The 17,714-nt window shown below is 66.5% G+C and carries 14 protein-coding genes; 7 read left to right on the top strand and 7 right to left on the bottom strand.

What is annotated here, in order from left to right; all coding sequences use genetic code 11:
* Positions 1-239 precede the first annotated feature (239 nt).
* The 3 genes from LGM71_RS25110 to LGM71_RS25100 are packed head-to-tail and all read left to right on the top strand — an operon-like array spanning position 240 to position 6,411.
* Positions 240-3,470: an efflux RND transporter permease subunit gene (locus LGM71_RS25110; protein WP_226117012.1), complete on the top strand. Its 3,231-nt coding sequence runs from the start codon at positions 240-242 to the stop codon at positions 3,468-3,470.
* A 49-nt stretch (positions 3,471-3,519) separates the two neighbouring features.
* On the top strand, positions 3,520-4,887 hold the full coding sequence (locus LGM71_RS25105) for an efflux RND transporter periplasmic adaptor subunit (protein WP_226117010.1): 1,368 nt from the start codon (positions 3,520-3,522) through the stop codon (positions 4,885-4,887).
* Between the two features lie 30 nt (positions 4,888-4,917).
* Entirely contained in the window at positions 4,918-6,411 is a 1,494-nt protein-coding gene (locus tag LGM71_RS25100) for an efflux transporter outer membrane subunit (protein WP_226117008.1), read from the top strand.
* Here the strand turns inward: LGM71_RS25100 and LGM71_RS25095 are convergent.
* From LGM71_RS25095 to LGM71_RS25075, 5 genes are all read right to left on the bottom strand, one after another.
* Positions 6,392-7,873: a heavy metal sensor histidine kinase gene (locus tag LGM71_RS25095; RefSeq protein ID WP_226117006.1), complete on the bottom strand. Its 1,482-nt coding sequence runs from the start codon at positions 7,871-7,873 to the stop codon at positions 6,392-6,394. The genes LGM71_RS25100 and LGM71_RS25095 overlap by 20 nt on opposite strands.
* Positions 7,870-8,547, bottom strand: a complete 678-nt coding sequence (locus tag LGM71_RS25090; RefSeq protein WP_006759651.1) for a heavy metal response regulator transcription factor — start codon at positions 8,545-8,547, stop codon at positions 7,870-7,872. Before LGM71_RS25090 ends, LGM71_RS25095 begins: the two co-directional genes overlap by 4 nt.
* Before the next feature lie 335 nt (positions 8,548-8,882).
* The gene (locus LGM71_RS25085; RefSeq protein WP_124629253.1) at positions 8,883-9,362 is read right to left on the bottom strand and encodes an RES family NAD+ phosphorylase; all 480 of its coding nucleotides are present in this window, start codon (positions 9,360-9,362) and stop codon (positions 8,883-8,885) included.
* Positions 9,359-9,814: an antitoxin Xre/MbcA/ParS toxin-binding domain-containing protein gene (locus LGM71_RS25080; RefSeq protein WP_226117004.1), complete on the bottom strand. Its 456-nt coding sequence runs from the start codon at positions 9,812-9,814 to the stop codon at positions 9,359-9,361. The genes LGM71_RS25085 and LGM71_RS25080 overlap by 4 nt, the downstream gene beginning before the upstream one ends.
* A 313-nt stretch (positions 9,815-10,127) precedes the next feature.
* Positions 10,128-10,769 carry an HD domain-containing protein gene (locus LGM71_RS25075; RefSeq protein ID WP_226117003.1) on the bottom strand — a complete coding sequence of 214 codons (642 nt, stop codon included), beginning with the start codon at positions 10,767-10,769 and terminating at the stop codon, positions 10,128-10,130.
* Positions 10,770-10,979: 210 nt separating this feature from the next.
* Here LGM71_RS25075 and LGM71_RS25070 point away from each other — a divergent pair, with 210 nt between their 5' ends.
* The 3 genes from LGM71_RS25070 to LGM71_RS25060 all read left to right on the top strand — a co-directional run bounded on the left by LGM71_RS25070 (position 10,980) and on the right by LGM71_RS25060 (position 13,697).
* Complete coding sequence (locus LGM71_RS25070; protein ID WP_226117002.1) at positions 10,980-11,945, top strand: GlxA family transcriptional regulator; 966 nt, start codon at positions 10,980-10,982, stop codon at positions 11,943-11,945.
* A 414-nt stretch (positions 11,946-12,359) separates the two neighbouring features.
* A complete protein-coding gene (locus LGM71_RS25065; RefSeq protein WP_059682326.1) occupies positions 12,360-12,671 on the top strand; it encodes a DUF4148 domain-containing protein in 312 nt (103 codons plus the stop codon).
* A 312-nt stretch (positions 12,672-12,983) separates the two neighbouring features.
* Entirely contained in the window at positions 12,984-13,697 is a 714-nt protein-coding gene (locus tag LGM71_RS25060) for a dienelactone hydrolase family protein (RefSeq protein WP_226117001.1), read from the top strand.
* 351 nt (positions 13,698-14,048) lie between these two features.
* On the opposite strand, the gene LGM71_RS25055 is transcribed toward LGM71_RS25060, so the two are convergent.
* Both LGM71_RS25055 and LGM71_RS25050 read right to left on the bottom strand, forming a co-directional pair.
* Positions 14,049-14,990 carry a LysR family transcriptional regulator gene (locus LGM71_RS25055; protein ID WP_226117000.1) on the bottom strand — a complete coding sequence of 314 codons (942 nt, stop codon included), beginning with the start codon at positions 14,988-14,990 and terminating at the stop codon, positions 14,049-14,051.
* A 225-nt stretch (positions 14,991-15,215) separates the two neighbouring features.
* Positions 15,216-16,505 carry an adenylosuccinate synthase gene (locus tag LGM71_RS25050; protein ID WP_226116999.1) on the bottom strand — a complete coding sequence of 430 codons (1,290 nt, stop codon included), beginning with the start codon at positions 16,503-16,505 and terminating at the stop codon, positions 15,216-15,218.
* Positions 16,506-16,645: 140 nt separating this feature from the next.
* On the opposite strand from LGM71_RS25050, the gene gcvA reads away from it, so the two are divergent.
* A complete protein-coding gene (gcvA, locus tag LGM71_RS25045; RefSeq protein ID WP_059600791.1) occupies positions 16,646-17,548 on the top strand; it encodes a transcriptional regulator GcvA in 903 nt (300 codons plus the stop codon).
* The last annotated feature ends 166 nt before the right edge of the window (positions 17,549-17,714 follow it).

Genomic DNA, 17,714 nt, shown 5'->3' with positions numbered 1-17,714 from the left:
ACGCATCGTCGATGCGCCGCCGGCGTGACCGCAATCGCGATTCGCCGCCTGACACGTCCATTCTGGCGATCGACCCGCACCCCACGCTGACCGGCAGATGACAACTTTGAAATCCGTCGCCCACGCACGGATAACGGTTTCGTAATGTTCAGGTCAGCAACGGGTCAACGCCGCGCCAGCAGACTGCATGCTCACCGCATCGAATGCGGCACCCATGCCCTGCTTCGAGGAAAAAAATCATGTGGATCGTCCGGCTGGCGTTGCGCAGGCCCTATACATTCGTCGTACTCGCACTGCTGATCTTCATCGCGGGGCCGCTCGCGATCCTGCGCATGCCGACCGACATCTTCCCGAACATCGACATTCCGGTCGTCAGCATCGTCTGGTCATACAACGGCTTTTCCGCCGAGGACATGGCCAAGCGAATCACGTCCAACTACGAGCGCGCACTGACGTCGGACGTCGACGACATCGAGCACATCGAATCGCAGTCGCTGAACGGGGTGTCGGTCGTGAAGATCTTCTTCCACCCTGGCGCGGACATCAATCGCGCGATCGCGGAAGCCGCGAGCAATTCCGCGTCGATCCTGCGGATCCTGCCGCCCGGCACGCTGCCGCCGAACATCATCACGTACAACGCGTCGACGGTGCCGATCCTGCAGCTCGGACTGTCGAGCAACACGCTTGCCGAACAGCAACTGTACGACCTCGGCAACAGCTTCATCCGCACGCAGCTCGCGACGGTGCAAGGCGCGGCGGTACCGCTGCCGTTCGGCGGCAAGATTCGCCAGATCGTCGTCGATCTCGACACGCGCGCGCTGCAGGCGAAGGGGCTCGCGCCGATCGACGTGGTGAACGCGATCAACGCGCAGAACCTGATCCTGCCGGGCGGCACCGCGAAGATCGGCACGCGCGAGTACAACGTGCAGATGAACGGCAGCACACAGACGGTCGCCGCGCTGAACAACCTGCCCGTCAAGACGATCGACGGCAACGTGGTCTATGTGCACGACGTCGCGCACGTTCGCGACGGCTACGCACCGCAGACCAACATCGTGCGCGTCGACGGCAAGCGCGCGGCGCTGCTGACCGTCGAGAAGACCGGCAGCGCGTCGACACTGACGATCATCGACCAGGTCAAGGCGATGCTGCCGAAGATCGCGGCCGGCATGCCGAAAGCGCTGCACATCTCCGCGCTCGGCGATCAGTCGGTGTTCGTGAAGTCGGCGGTGCAGGGCGTCGTGCGCGAAGCGCTGATCGCCGCCTGCCTGACCGCGCTGATGATCCTGTTGTTCCTCGGCAGCTGGCGCGCGACGTTGATCATCGCCGTATCGATTCCGCTCGCCGTGCTCACATCGCTGCTCGCGCTGGGCGCGCTCGGTCAGACCATCAACATCATGACGCTCGGTGGGCTCGCGCTCGCGGTCGGGATACTCGTCGACGACGCGACCGTCGCGATCGAGAACATCGCGCACCATCTCGAACGCGGCGCGCCGCTGGAAGACGCCATTCTGACCGGCTCGGGCGAAATTGCCGTGCCGACCTTCGTATCGACGCTGTCGATCTGCATCGTGTTCGTGCCGATGTTCATGCTCACGGGCGTCGCGCGCTACCTGTTCGTGCCGTTGGCCGAAGCGGTAATCTTCGCGATGGTCGCGTCGTATTTCTTCTCGCGTACGCTGGTGCCGACGCTCGCCATGGTCCTGATGCGCGCAAAGGGACAAGGCCGCCCGCCGCGTGGCATATTCGCGCGCATCGCACGATTCCAGGCCGCGTTCGAACGTCGCTTCGAGGCGGTCCGGCTGCGCTATCGCGCGCTGCTGTCGGCAGCAATCTCGAATCGCCGCCGTTTCGCGGCCGCGTTTCTTCTTGCGTGCGCCGCATCGACCGGCCTGTTCGCATTCGCCGGCCAGGACTTCTTCCCGTCGGTCGACACGGGCGAGATCCGTCTGCATCTGCGCGCACCGACCGGCACGCGGATCGAGGAAACCGCGCGCCTCACCGACGAAGTCGAAGCGCGCATCCGTACCGTGATTCCGGCGAACCAGCTGGCCGGCATGCTCGACAACATCGGCGTGCCGGTGAGCGGGATCAACCTCACGTACGACTCGTCCGACCCGATCGGCACCGAAGATGCGGACGTGAACATCACGCTGAAGCCGAACCATGCGCCGACGGCGGCGTATGTCGCGAAGCTGCGCAACCTGCTGGCCCAATCGTTCCCGGGCGTAACGTTCGCATTCCTGCCGGCCGACATCGTCAGCCAGATTCTCAATTTCGGACTGCCCGCGCCGGTCGACATCCAGATCGTCGGCAACAAGCTGGACCAGAACCGCGCGGTGGCGAACGCGCTGCTTGCGAAGCTGCGCGGCGTGCGCGGCCTCGTCGATACGCGCATCCAGCAGCCGGGCGACGAGCCGGCGATCAACGTCGACGTGGACCGCACGAAGGCGATTCAGGCCGGCCTCGAACAACGCGACGTCGCGCAGAACTTGCTGATCGCGCTGTCGGGCAGTTCGCAGACGACGCCGAACTTCTGGCTCGATCCGCGCAACGGCGTCAGCTACCCGTTGATCGTGCAGGCGCCGCAGTATTCGGTCGATTCGCTGCAGGCGCTGGCGAACATACCGCTGCCTGCGGGTACCGCGCGCCCGCCGCAGACGCCCGCCGGCGGTCCGGCCGCAGGCGCGCCCGCACAGAACCTGCTCGGCGCAATGGGTGCGTTCTCCCGCGCGACGCAGCAGGCCGTGGTGTCGCACTACAACGTGCAGCCCGTGCTCGACATCTTCGCGTCGGTGCAGGGACGCGATCTGGGCGGCGTCACGGCCGACGTGACGAAGCTCGTCGACGATGCGCGCGCCCAACTGCCGCCCGGTTCGTCGATCGTGCTGCGCGGCCAGGTGCAGGCGATGCACGAATCGTTTACCGGACTGCTCGGCGGCCTCGCGATCGCGATCGCGCTCGTCTACTTGCTGATGGTCGTCAACTTCCAGTCGTGGCTCGACCCGCTCGTGATCGTTGGCGGCCTGCCCGCGTCGCTGGCGGGCATCGCGTGGATGCTGTTCGTCACGCGCACCACGCTGTCGGTGCCCGCGCTGACCGGCACGATCCTGTGCATCGGCATCGCGACCGCGAACAGCATCCTCGTCGTCAACGCGGCGCGCGAGCTGATCGCAAGCGGCGCACCACCGTGGCAGGCCGCGCTCGAGGCCGGATTCAGCCGCTTCCGTCCGGTCGTGATGACCGCGCTCGCGATGCTGATCGGCATGCTGCCGATGGCGCTCGGCCTCGGCGACGGCGGCGAACAAAATGCCCCGCTTGGCCGCGCGGTGATCGGCGGGCTGGCGTTCGGCACGCTGTCGACACTGCTGTTCGTACCCGTGCTGTTCGGCTTCATCCACGCGTGGCTCGACCGACGCCGCGAAGCCGCCGCCGCCCGCCGCGTGCAGGACATGCCGGTGGTGCGCTGATCAAGAACGCATCCCGATTCCCTACGACTCGCCCGACATCGAACTCATCATGAACGACACGACCGAACCGCTGACCCCGCCGCCGGTTGCCGAACTGGCAACGATGCCGCCTGCCACGCGCGGCGCAACGCCAGAAACGCCGCCGTCCCGGCGCGGCCGCAAGCTGGCCGTCCCGCTTGCCGCGATTGCCGTCGCCGCCACGCTGCTCGCGATCGGCATCGTGCCGCGCATCGCCGCGCGCGCCGCGCAGCGCCACCAGGTGGCGGCGCAGCAGGCGCTGCCGGTGACCGTGATCCAGCCCGGCGCCGCGCCGGCCGACCAGACGCTCACGCTGCCGGGTGCCGTGACGCCGTATGCGGAAGCGTCGATCTACGCGCGTACCAGCGGCTACATCGCCCACTGGAGCGCGGACATCGGCACGCATGTGAAGGCCGGGCAAACGCTCGCGCAGATCACCGCGCCCGACCTCGACGCGCAGCTGCGCCAGGCACGCGCGGACGCGGCGACCGCGCAAGCGAACTACGACTATGCGAAATCGACCGCGCAGCGCTGGCAGGACATGCTGAAGACGCAATCGGTGTCGCAGCAGGACACCGACACGAAGGTGGCCGACATGAACGCGAAGCGCGCGATGCTCTCATCCGCGCAGGCCAATACCGCCCATCTGAACGAACTCGTATCGTTCGAATCGGTGAGCGCGCCATTCGACGGCGTGATTACCGCGCGCAACGTCGACGTCGGCACGCTCGTGACGGCGGGCGGCACGCCGGGCAGCCCCGGACTGTCGGGCGAACTGTTCCATCTGGAGCAGACCGACACGCTGCGCGTGTTCGTCGACGTGCCGCAGGACAGCGCGGCCGGCATCTCCACCGGCACGGCCGTCTACCTGACCACGCAGCAGTATCCGGGGCGGCGCTTCGCCGCGCACGTCGCCCGCAGCGCGGGCGCGATCGACCCGGTCACGCGCACGCTGCGCGTCGAGATCGACGTCGACAATCGCGATGGCGCGTTGCTGCCCGGCGCGTATGCGCAGGCGCACCTGCTCGTGCCGAGCGCGGCGCCGGCGTTCGAGCTGCCGGTCAGTGCACTGCTGTACCGGCCGAACGGCGTGACGGTTGCAACGGTCGACGCGAATGGACGCACGGCGCTGAAGACCGTGCAGATCGGACGCGATTTCGGCACGCATGTCGAGATCGTCGCCGGGCTCGGCGCGACCGATCGCGTGATCGACAACCCGGGCGATTCGATCGCAAGCGGCGAAACCGTGAAGATCGTGTCGGTCGAGCACAGCGCGGTGCCGGCCGCTTCGCCGGCAGCGCAACCGGCCACGGCAAGCGGTGTGCCGTCAGCGCCACGCGCGGCGACGTCCATGCCCGCCTCCGCGCCGGTTGCGCGTACCTCGAACGCCCGCACCTGACCCGCCATGCCTACCTGTGAGATTCCCGCCATGCGCCTTCCTCACCCACTCCCGTTCGCCCGCCGCGTCGTCGCGCTCGGCGTTGTCACCGCGTTGGCCGCTTGCTCGACGCTGCCGCCCTATTCGCCGCCGACCGTCGCGGTGCCCACGCACTATGCCGGCGCGCCGGCCGCGCAACCGGGCTGGCAAATCGCGGCGCCGGCCGATGCCGCGTCGCGCGGCGCGTGGTGGACGGTGTTCAACGACGCGGATCTGGACGCGCTCGAAGCGCGCGTCGACGTGTCGAACCAGACCGTCAAGAAAGCCGTTGCCGACCTCGAGCAAGCGCGCGCGACGGTCGACTACCAGCATGCGGGGTTTCTGCCGACAGTCACGGCGGGCGTGGCGCAAAGCCGTTCACGCATATCGCGGAACAAGCTGGGTTCGTCGCTCGCCGGCAAGACGACACCCGACCATCAGGTCGGCGTGGCGGCAAGCTGGGAACCCGACGTGTTCGGCCGCGTGCGCGATGCGGTGGCAGGTGCGCAGGCGAATGCGGACGCAAGTGCGGCCGATCTGCAAGCCGTCAAACTGTCGGTCACGGCCGAACTCGCGACCGACTATTTCGCGCTGCGTTCGCTCGACACGCAAAAGCAGCTGCTCGACGACACGGTGCGGGCCTATGCGGATGCGCTGAAGCTGCTGCAACAGCAGTTCGCAGCCGGCGCGATCGATGCGTCCGCCGTCGCACAAGCCGAAACGCAACTCGAAGCGACGCGCACGCAGGATACCGACATCGACGCGTCGCGTGCGCAGCTCCAGCATGCGATCGCAACGCTCGTCGGCGAAAACGCATCGACGTTCGCATTGCCGGCGCGCGTTCAAGCGTTCGACGTGCCTGCCGTTCCGGCCGGCGTGCCGTCGCAACTGCTCGAACGACGGCCGGACATCGCAGCTGCCGAGCGCCGCGTCGCGGCCGCGAACGCGCAGATCGGCGAAGCGCGCGCCGCGTTCTTCCCCGATCTCGTGCTGTCGGCGAGCGCGGGGCTCGAAAGCGGGTTCTTCGCGCCGTGGCTGACCGCGCCAAGCCTGTTCTGGTCGCTCGGCCCGCAACTCGTCGGCACGCTGTTCGACGGCGGCCGGCGCAGCGCGACGCTGCGCGGCGCGCACGCGCAGTACGATGGCGAGGTCGCCGACTATCGGCAGACCGTGCTGGGCGCATTCCAGCAGGTGGAGGATCAATTGTCCGCGCTCGATGCGCTCGCGGCCGAGGCCGCCAGTCAGCAGCGCGCGACCGACGCGGCCGACCTGTCGCTGCGGCTGACGACGAATCGCTTCAATGCCGGCGCCGTCAGCTATCTGGACGTGGTGACCGCGCAGACGATCGCGCTGACAAATCGGCGCCAGGCCGACGAGATCGCCGCGCGCCGGATGGAAGCGTCGGTCGGATTGCTGAAGGCGCTGGGCGGCGGCTGGCACGCGGGCGCGGATATCGCCGCTCGCGCCGCCGGATCGGGCACGACGATCAAGACGCAGGGTTCCTGACGAAGATGAGGATGAACCGCGTGCCCGCCGCGTCGCTTTCGACGCGCGCGGTGCCGCCGTGCAGCTCCATCACCGAGCGCACGATCGCGAGCCCGAGACCGGCCGTGCCGCCCGGCACGCCGCCGCTGCGCGCGGGGTCGCCGCGCACGAATCGGTCGAAGATGCGCGGCAGCAGCGCGGGATCGATCGGCTCGCCCGGATTCTCGACGACGACGCGTACCGTGTCCGCCGTTTCGTCGACGCTCAGCGCAATGACGCCGCCCGCAGGCGTATAGCGCAGCGCATTCGCGAGCAGGTTGCCGACCGCGCGGCGAAACAGTTCGACATCGGCTGTCAGCTGGCCGTGCCCTTCGACGCGCAGCGTCGAACCCGCTTCATCGGCGAGCCCTTCGAAGTATTCGGCGATGCGCGTCAACTCGTCATGCACGTCAAACGCGCGCTGCCGCGTCACGAAGGTAGGGTGTTCGGCGCGCGCGAGAAACAGCACGTTCTCGATCATGCGTGCGAGACGGTCGTATTCCTCGAGATTCGATTCGAGCAGCGCCTGGTATTCGCCGGGCGAACGCGGCCGCGCAAGTGCCACTTCGGTCGCGCCGCGCATGTTGTTCAGCGGCGTGCGCAGGTCGTGCGCGAGATCGGCGCTGAATTGTGACAAATGTCCGAAAGCTTGCTGCAGGCGGCCGAGCATCGCGTTCTGCGCATCGACGAGCGCACGCAGTTCGCGCGGCGCACGCGCGGCGTCGAGCCGCGCGTCGAGCTTGTCGACGGTGATCCGGCCGGTGTTCGCGACGATCTCGCGCAGCGGTGCGAGCGCCGTGCGGATCAGCCAGTAGCTGAGCAGCATTGCGCACAGCGCGCCCAGCCCGCCGGCGAGCTTCAGCTTGTCGCGATAGCCGTCGAGCAGTTCGGCGCGATCGCTCATGTCGCGCGCGATCGCGATGCGGATCTGCGTACCGTCGCGCAGCATTGCGCCGGTCAGGACACCGCGCACGGGCGTGCCGCCGCCGGCGCGCCATGTCGCGATGCGGTCGACGGTGATCCGTTCGGCCGCCGGCACCGGCGTCGCGTGGGGCGGAAACAGTTCGGCATCGGGCAACGCAGGCGGTACGGGCGACGCCATGCCCGACGCAGGCGGGGGCAGATCCTCGCGCTCGGTCCGCCTGACGTTGTGCCGCGCGAGCACATTGCCCCGATCGTCGACCACGGCCATCGAGAGTGCCGCGTTCCCGAGCACCTGGCTCGTCAGCCGGTCCGCGTGCGCGCGCACGGCGTCGAGCGAATCGAGTTCACCCGCGAGCCGGCGCGTGTGCCGTGCGGCAAGCACGATGTCCAGATCGTCCTGCGTCTTCACTTGCCGGTCGAGGCCGGTATACACGTACGTGCCGACGAGCGCGAAGACCGCGAGCATCGTCGCGCCGAACGCGAGCGCGAGCGTCGCGCCAAGCGATCGACCGAGCGTCATGCACCGTCCTTCGGTTCGAGCACGTAGCCTACGCCGCGCACCGTGTGGATCAGCTTGACCGGAAACGCATCGTCGATCTTCGCGCGCAGTCGCCGGATGGCGACTTCGACGACGTTGGTGTCGCTATCGAAGTTCATGTCCCAGACATACGACGCGATCTGCGTGCGGCTCAGCACTTCGCCTTGTCGACGCGCGAGCAACTGCAGCAGCGAGAACTCGCGTGGCGTCAGGTCGATCCGCACCGTGCCGCGCTTCACGCGGCGGCGTACGACGTCGATTTCCAGGTCGCCGACCACAATGCGCTCGGTCTCGCGTGGTGGGCCGCGGCGAGCAAGCGTGCGGATGCGCGCGAGCAGTTCGACGAATGCGAACGGCTTCACGAGGTAATCGTCGGCGCCCAGTTCGAGACCGTGCACGCGGTCCTGCACATCGTCGCGCGCGGTCAGGAACAGCACCGGCGTGGTATGGGTATCGCGCAGGCGCTTGAGCACGCCCCACCCGTCGAGCACGGGCAGCATCACGTCGAGCACGATCACGTCGTAGTTCTCTTCCTGCGCGAGCATCAGCCCTTCCGCGCCGTCCTTTGCGAGATCGATGCTGAAGCCGGATTCCTCGAGCCCTTTCTTCAAGTACGCGGCCGTCTTCGGTTCGTCTTCGACTATCAGGATGCGCATGCTCGGCTCCATCGCATTCGGTTGGAATATGCGGCGATGTTACCGGTAAACCGGCGGGCGAAAGGCTTCGCCGACCAGCGGGACAGCTCGATTACGAAAATGTAATCCGAGGGTCAGCGCGTTGACTGTCGCAGCATTGTGCACGTCATGACGACGCGTCGGCGATTTGCCATACCGCGGCCTGCGCCGCACGTTCGCTTCCTGCGTAAAGGGCTGCTGGTGGGATGGCGGTCGATCTCGGCGGGTGCGCCTGCGGCGGCGCTACCGTTTCCCGCGGCACGCTGCGGCGACGCAATGAACGACATGTTCCTGCGGCTCGTCGTGCGCGACGCGCCCTATTCGCTCTTGTTCGACTGGACCAGCCGCAGAATCCGGCTGTCGTACGGCGACTGCATGACTTCCGCGACGCGGACGTCGGATGCGGCCGGGTGCAGCGGATTCAACAGGAAGTTGTGCGCGTGCGGCACGACGACGCTCGGTACGCGCAGCAGTGCGCTCGGCTGCGTGTGCAGCCACTCGGTGCCGGCGCTGCGGGTCCAGTCGACGTTCTCCCGCCAGTCGGCCGGCGCATCGCCTTCCGCGATCTCGGCAACGTCCACCGATTCGGACACCTCGACACGCAGCAACTGGTATGCGCTCGGCAATTGCGCAACGGTGGCCATTTCGAAGTGGACGAGCGTCTCGAGCAGCGCGAGCGCCGGATGCTCGGCGAGATAGACGACGGGCTGCCCGGCAAAATGCCAGCGCCCGCCGGCCCGCAAGCCGCCGATGCCTTTCAGATCGGCGTAATTGCTGATGCGCCACAGCGTCGTCAAGCGAAATACCCCTCGTCGATCTGCGTGAGCGCCTCTTCGACGAGTCGGGCGCCGTGCTCGGTGCTCGACATGTCGAGCGAGGTGCGGCCGCCGAAGCGCTGGAGCCCGGTGCGCAGCCACGCCATTGCCTTGTCCTGGTCGCCGAACGTGGCCGTCGCTTGCGCGACGATGCGTGCAAGCCGGATCGCCTTGTCGGATTCCTCCGGCGACAGGCGCTCGTGCGCCTGGCGACGATGGCTCAACGTGCGCCGCGGGATGATGAAGGCGAGTTCATCCGACTTCAGGCCGCGCTCCGACAGGCGATCGATTACCGCGACGTCGACGCGCGCGCTCGCCAGCTCGGCGAGATCGGCGCCCGAGCGCACGCGAATCGCGAGCAGTTGCTCGAGTATCGTGAATTCGGCCTGGCGCGGGTGCGCGACGCCCGAAGGGTGAAACGCGATCGTGCTCATGATTCTTCTCCGGCAATTTGCCCAATCATTATAGGCGTTTTGCCGAAGGCGGGCGGATTCTTGTCGTCAGGGGTTCACCGGGCGTCGGATCGGGCTTTCGGCACCCGATTCCAGCCCCATTACCCGTTGCCCGAATGGCGCGAATCGACGATTCCCTGCGGAAGCCAAGGCGGTGAAATTCAGGATATGAAGGCCTGCATCGACGTCATGTGGTTGTCACGTAACAACTTTTCTAAGGAATAGTGATCGGCAGGCGCGACGTGCGCGGCCCATGGCGCCCTCCCCCCCACGCCCTGCCCGGCGCCGATGCCGATCAGCCGCCCCATGCCGACGATCGGATCACGCTGCAGAAATTTCCTGCATGGAAATGCGGATCCTTGTCGGCCAGCACATCGGCCTTCACGTTGCCGAACGTCGTGTCCGGCTTGTGCCGGATGCCGTCGTAGAACGCCTGGATGATGTCTTCCTTGAAATGCGGCGTGCGCGGATGTGCGCGGACGACGGCATCTCGTTCGACGTCGCTGTACTCCGGATATGCGAGGCCCAGCACGTCCATCTCGACCCCTGCGGTGACGAGCGCGACGACCGGATGCATATGCTTCGGAATGCCTGGCGTAGTGTGCAGCGCGATCGCAGCCCATACGACCTCGATGTCCTGCTGCGAAATGCCCTTGCTCTTCAGAAAATCGCGGGCGGCATTGGCGCCGTCCACTTCGAATCGTTCGCACGCGCTGCTGTGCCGATGCGTGAGCCCCATGTCATGAAACATGCAGCCGCAATAGAGCAGTTCGGGATCGTAGCGGAGCCCACGGTGCTGCCCCGCAAGCGCGGCGAAGTAGTAGACGCGGCTGGAATGGTGAAACAGCAACTCGGACTCGGTATCCCGTACGAGTTCGGTGATCTCGCGAGCGAGTTGGCTATCGGGAACGGTGATGCCGGCGACGTTCACAGTCATGATCGACCTCCATTGAAGACAGCACCCATTCTCCGGAGGCCCGGGTTTGGCATCAATCGGCGTGTTACGACGAATTCTGCCATTTCGCACGATCGACGGCCATCGCGGCCGCAACCCGCGAAGTGCGCCGATGCTCCCTCGTCGCCTCGCGTTGCGCGTCTATACTGCTACGCGTCACGTTCGACACATCGATACAACACTCAACCGAACATGCCGAAGGTCGTGGGAATTTTCGCGGTACCGGGCGTACAACTGCTCGACGTTTCCGCGCCGCTCGACGTATTCGCCCAGGCTAACGCCGAATGCGGCAAGCCGTTCTATACGCTGCGGATCATCGCGAGCGAGTCCGGGCCGATCCGCGCGTCATCGGGCGCGCAATTGCTGGCCGACTGGATCGCTCCCGACATTCCCGATCGCCTCGACACGCTGCTCGTCGCCGGTGCGCCGGGTGCCGCCGCGGTCGCGCTGAGAACCGACGTCCTCGCGTGGCTGCGCTCGGCCGCCGTGCAAAGCAAGCGGTATGGCTCGATCTGCACCGGCGCGTTCATCCTCGCGGCGACCGGCCTGCTGAAAGGACGACGCCTGACGACGCACTGGGCCGCCGCCGACGCGCTCGCCGATGCGTATCCGTCGCTCACGGTCGAAGCGGACGCGCTGTATGTACGCGACGGCAAGCTGCGCACCGGAGCGGGCGTCACGGCCGGGCTCGATCTCGCGCTCGCGCTGGTCGAGGAAGATCTCGGCCGGAAAATCGCACGGCGCGTCGCCGCGCAACTGGTCATGTTCTTCAAGCGCCCGGGCGGACAGCTCCAGTTCAGCCGCAGCGGCGAGGCACGGCCGGCCGGGCGCTCCGTGCTGCAGGAAGTCCAGCGCTGGATCGCCAGCCATCCTGAACTCGAACACTCGGTGGCGGCACTCGCGAAGCATGCGGGCATGAGCCCGCGCCACTTCGCGCGGCTCTTTCGCGCGGAGGTCGGCATGACGCCGGCTGCGTGGGTCGAAGCGACCCGAATCTCCGCTGCCCGGCAACTGCTCGAAAACGGACATGACACGCCGAAGCAGGTCGCCGCAAAATGCGGCTTCGCGAATGTCGATACGCTCAGACGGTCGTTCGCGAGGCACGTCGGGGTCACGCCCGCGGAATACCGGAAACGACAGTCGGTCGTCGAGGAGTGAGTGACGCGGTACGCACGACGATGCGGCCGCTAATACTCACGTCGATGTGCGAGAAGGCGGAGTCGGCCCGGATTGCACAGCGAGGGGCGAACACACCCCCTTGTTCGCGACCAATGCTTCGTTATCCGACTTAATTGATCTTTCCATCGGCCGAAGTCGGCGTGCGGTTGCAATACACCTTTATCCCGGATCGCGCCAGCTCCTGGTTCGGCGCCCCCAATCACACTCATCGAATGCGCGCCGGCACACCCATAATCATCAGACAAAATCCCGCTTTCCCCGCGAATCGTTTACCCAGTTGCAATAATTATTCGCTGGAACGCCTATTTCCGACCGGTATCGCGATCGCTACGATGCAATCAACCGCTGAACGCAACAAGCGAAGCGCGAAATCTACGAAAACCGGAGGTCACCATGAAGTCGTTCATCTACGCAGTTGCCGCTGCCGCCGCCCTTACCGCATCCGTTGGCGCATTCGCCCAGTCGAACTCGTCGGGCGAACTGACGCGCGCCCAGGTCCGCGCAGAACTCGTGCAGCTCGAGCAAGCCGGTTACAAGCCGGAAGTGTCCGACGCCCACTATCCGAATGCGCTGCAAACCGCGCAGGCCCGCGTGACGAACAGCGACGCAACGGGTTACGGCGCGCAAGCCGCTGCCGGCGTGCGTGCCGGCCGCGTGATCGCGGTCAAGCAAACCGCTCGAGACTCGGTCTATTTCGGTCAGTAAGACCGACGTACGCAGCGCGTACCTCGATACGCGCGCTGTCGACGCAACACCCCGCTCCCGTTCATCGGGGCGGGGTGTTGTGTATTCCGTGGCTCCGACTTGCGCGCTCCACGACGCACGATCGATGCGCAGCGTGGATCGGTTGCAGCCCCGAACCGTTCACGCAGACGGCTGGCGTTTGCGCATAGAATGGCCGCGTGGTCGGCGCCGGCCTAAGCGAACGCGAGCGAAGCCTCGAGTCACCCGGGCATACCTCACTCGCTGGCCGACCCGATGCCGCACTCATCGCATTTTTCGAAAAGGAGCGGTTTCATGTCTCAAACATCCGGTTCCATGATCACGTTTCGCCGCCCCGACGGCCAGGAACTGCAGGGCTACCTCGCGACGCCGGAAAAGACCGAAGGCGCACCCGCGGTCGTCGTCATCCAGGAGTGGTGGGGCCTGAACGACCAGATCTGCGGCGTTGCCGATCGCCTCGCGCGCTGCGGCTACTTCGCGCTCGTGCCCGACCTGTATCGCGGCAAGTCGACGGTCGAGGAGGAAGAAGCGCACCACCTGATGACCGGCCTCGATTTCGGCGACGCCGCGTCGCAGGACATTCCCGGCGCAGTGCAATACCTGAAGACGCGCGCGTCGCGCGTGGCGGTCACCGGCTTCTGCATGGGCGGCGCTCTCACTCTGCTGTCGCTGCAGTTCGCCGATGTCGATGCCGGCGTCACGTGGTACGGCTTCCCTCCGCTTGACTACCTCGATCCGTCGAAGATCAAGGTGCCGCTGATGGGTCACTGGGGTACCCAGGATGCGTTCTTCGCGATCGACCAGGTCGATGCGCTGGAGAAGAAGCTGACCGACGCGAAGGTCGGTATCGAATTCCACCGCTATCTCGCCCATCACGCGTTCGCGAACGAAACGGCCGTCGGCCCCGGCCGCATCGGCGGCACGCAGTTCGATCCGGTGTGGTCGCAGATCGCGTGGGACCGCACGCTGACGTTCTTCGGGCGCACGCTCTGGGGCCAGCAGCAGTAATACCGCAGCAGGCACCTGCCGCTGACGGGTAACGATCCTCATGAAGCGAAACGCCACGGACTTGCAGCCGTGGCGTTGTCGTTTATGGGATGAATTTCTTATGCGACCGTCTCGCGCATCACGGGTTCGACACCGAAGCACGCACGACGAAATGCGAGTGGCACGGCCGGCTCCGGACTGGGGTTCTCATAAACGCGCGAGTCGATCGACGCATCCAATCGAAGACGTCATGCCGCAGTGCCGTCATCATCAAGTTCGGTATGCAAAATATCCCGCACGGCTGAACGTCGATTCACGGACGACGTTGCAAGTGCCGAGTCATTCGACCCGAAACTCGTTGTTCGCCTCCGCTCACGACTCGCAGGAACCGCGCAGCGCGGCCTCGTCGGCGGCCAGCATTTCGGGCACGCATTCCCGCAGGAAATCGACGAACGTCCGGATCTTCGCGTCGAGGTACTGGCGCGACGCATACAGCGTGTAGACCGTCAGCTTCTGCAGCCGGTACTCGGGCAACACGCGAACCAGCGCGCCGTTCGCCAGGGCGGGCACCGCACTCGACATCGGCAATGAGCCGATCCCGAGGCCGGCGCGCAGCGCGGCGCCGAGCGCATCGGCGATGTTCACCTGGAAGTCCGGCAGCGGCAGCTCGAATGTCTCGCGACCGTCGGGGCCGTCGAGGTGCCAGCGGTCGCGTGGAAAGATCGGCGTGACGATCTGCAGGCACGAATGCGCTTCGAGATCGCGCACGGTGCGCGGCGTGCCGCGCTCCTTCAGGTACGCGGGCGACGCGCACAGCACGCTGTGAACATCGCCGAGACGCTGCGACACCAGGCCCGAGTCGGGCAGCTCCGTCGCGCTCAACTGCAGCGACACGTCGTAACCTTCGTCGATGATGTCGGGCACGTGCTGCGACAGCGTAAGTTCGACCGCCACCGACGGATAGCGCTGCCGGTATCGCACCACCGCGGGCACCACGTAGGCCTGGCCGAAACTTGTGGTCGCGTGCACATGCAGGCGCCCCGACGGCTTCGCCTGCGCGTCGGCCGCCTCGGCTTCCGCTTCGTCGATATAGCCGAGGATGCGCTGGCAGCGGTCGAGATAGCGCTGTCCGGCGTCGGTCAATGCGATGCGGCGCGTGCTCCGGTTGAGCAGACGCGTGCGCAGATGCGTTTCGAGTTGCGCGACCGAACGAGAAGCATAGGCGGTGGTGATGTCCAGGCGCTGGGCCGCGCTCGTGAAGCTGCCCTCCTCCGCCACCCGGACGAAAATGCGCATCATCTGTAACGTGTCCATCGACATGTCCCCGGGATTGAAATCGCTTCGCGGCGGCGCCCGCCCCGGCACAGCCCGGTCTGGCGCGAATTGTGCGGAACAGTACCGCAGCGGTGCAGGCGTGTCCAGTTTGCCGTGCGCCGCTCCGGCGGGCCCTCGCTCACGCGACAACCGCTGCCGGCATCGGATCGATGCAGGCCGCACGGCGGCGGCCTGCCGCGCACGCATTGCACGTGCGCGTCGCGCTCAGCCCTGCTCGAAGGGGTTGCTCAGCACGATCGTGTCGTCGCGCTCGGCGCCGGTCGTGATCATCGATACGGGCGCACCTGCGACCGCCTCGACGCGCGCGATGAAATTCTGCGCGGCACGCGGCAACGCCGCACACTCGCGCACGCCCTTCACGGTGCCGTCCCACCCGGCGAACGTTTCGTAGACGGGCGTTGCGCGCGCCTGCGCATCGAGGCTCGCGGGCAGATGGTCGACGCGTGCGCCATCGAGCTCGTAGCCGACGCACAGCTCGATCGACGCGAAGCCGTCGAGTACGTCGAGCTTGGTGAGCGCGAGCGAATCGATACCCGAAATCCGGACGGCCTGCCGCAACTGCGCGGCATCGAGCCATCCGCAGCGGCGCGGCCGGCCGGTGTTGACGCCGAACTCCTGCCCGCGCGCGCGCAGCGTTTCGCCGGTGGCGTCGGTCAGTTCGGTGAGGAACGGGCCGCCGCCGACGCGCGTCGCGTACGCCTTGGTTACGCCCAGCACGTGGCCGAGTTTCGACGCGCCGAGCCCTGTGCCGGCCGCCGCGGCCGATGCAACGGTGCCGGACGACGTCACGAACGGATAGGTGCCCCAGTCGATGTCGAGCATCACGGCCTGCGAGCCCTCGAACAAGATGCGTTCGCCGCGGTCGTTCGCGTCGTTGAGGTCGGCCCACACGGGACGCGCGAACGGGAGGATCTTCGGCGCGATGTCGACCAGCGTTGCCAGCATCGCGTCGCGCGAGCACGGCTCGAGCCCCAGGCCGCGGAACCATGCATTGTGGTGATCGACCAGCACGTCGAGCTTGTCGGCAAGCCGGCCCGGCTCGGCCAGATCCGCGACCCGCAGCCCGCGGCGCCCAACCTTGTCCTCGTAAGCTGGCCCGATCCCGCGCAGCGTGGTGCCGATGGGTTCGCGACGCAGACGCTCCTGCGCCTGGTCGATCGCACGGTGAATCGGCAGGACCAGCGTGGCGTTCTCCGCGATCGACAGATTGTCCGGCGTCACCGACAGCCCGAGTTGGGCCATCCGCCCGATCTCGTCCAGCAGCGCCTCCGGATCGAGCGCCACGCCGTTGCCGATCACGCCGCGCTTGCCACGCACAATCCCGCTCGGCAGCAGCGCGAGCTTGTAGGTCTTGTTGCCGACGACCAGCGTATGGCCCGCGTTGTGGCCGCCGTTGTAGCGTGCGACGAGATCGGCCTGCGCCGCCAGCCAGTCCACGACGCGCCCCTTGCCTTCGTCGCCCCATTGGGCGCCCACCACCACCACGTTCGGCATGCTCCATACTCCATGTGAGAAATCCAGACATCCGTTTCGGCCGCATCGGCCGTTCGTGTGCCATATTGGCGGACTAGGATCACCCGATCAAACGATTAAATCTGAGCAGTCGTGTGAGTAAATTTCACACGAAACGATGCATGGCCCGACGACTCCCTCCATTGAATTCGCTGCGCGCCTTCGAAGCCGCGGCCCGCCTCGGCAGTTTCACGCTCGCCGCCGACGAGCTGTGCGTGACGCATGGCGCGATCAGCCGGCATGTTCAGCAACTCGAGGCATGGCTTGGCCGACCGCTGTTCGAGCGGCACAACCGGCGCGTCGAACTGACCGACGCCGGTCGCGTATACCTTGCCGAGGTCGGTGCATCGTTCGACCGGATCGCGCTCGCCACCGCGCAGCATTTCGGCCAGGGGCAGCAGCGCGTGCTGCGCGTCAGCGCGCCCGCGACGTTTTCGCTGCGCTGGCTCGTGCCCAAGCTGTCGTCGTTCCAGGTAGCGCATCCGGCCATCGAGGTGCGGCTGTCAACGTCGAACGAGCCGATCGAGAAGTTGCGTGACAAGGTCGACCTGATCGTCCGCGGCGGCCCGCAAGCGATCGACGGATATGTTGCCGAGGAGTTTCTGTCCGAAATCCGGCTGCCCGTATGCGCGCCGAAGCTGCTCGAGGGCCGGCCGTTGCGTACGCCGGCTGATCTCGCCGGCTTCACGCTGCTGCACGCGGCGACGTACCCCGGTATGTGGCCCGAGTGGCTCGCGGCGGCCGGGCACGCGAATCTGGTGCCGCGGCATTCGCTCACGCTGGAGCATTTCTATCTGACGCTGCAGGGCGCGCTCGACGGCCTCGGTGTCGCAATGGGGCCGATCGCGCTCGTCGCGGACGACATCGCCGAAGGCCGGCTGGTGCGGCCGTTCAGCGAACCGGCACTGCCGCCGTGGCGCTATTTCACTTACGTGGCGACTGCGCGCGCGGAAGACGAAGCCGTGCGGGCCTTCAAGGACTGGTTAAAAGCGACTGGGAACGCGACGGCGGAAGCGCGGCGCTGACCAAGTCGATATGTCGGCGACCAGTCGTTGCGCCACGCGCACCGTCTCAATTGGTGCGGGTTTCGTGTGCCTTTGTGCGGAGCCGTATTGCTCGTGCATGATCGTTTTTCGTCTCGTGATTCATCCAGCGATCTGTTGTATTCCGTAGGATTCCTCTGAGACTGAA

This window comes from Burkholderia sp. AU33545, from assembly GCF_020419685.1.
Lineage (GTDB): Bacteria > Pseudomonadota > Gammaproteobacteria > Burkholderiales > Burkholderiaceae > Burkholderia > Burkholderia diffusa.
Note: the sequence above shows the minus strand (reverse complement) of the source record. Positions and strands in the feature narration are given on the sequence as shown.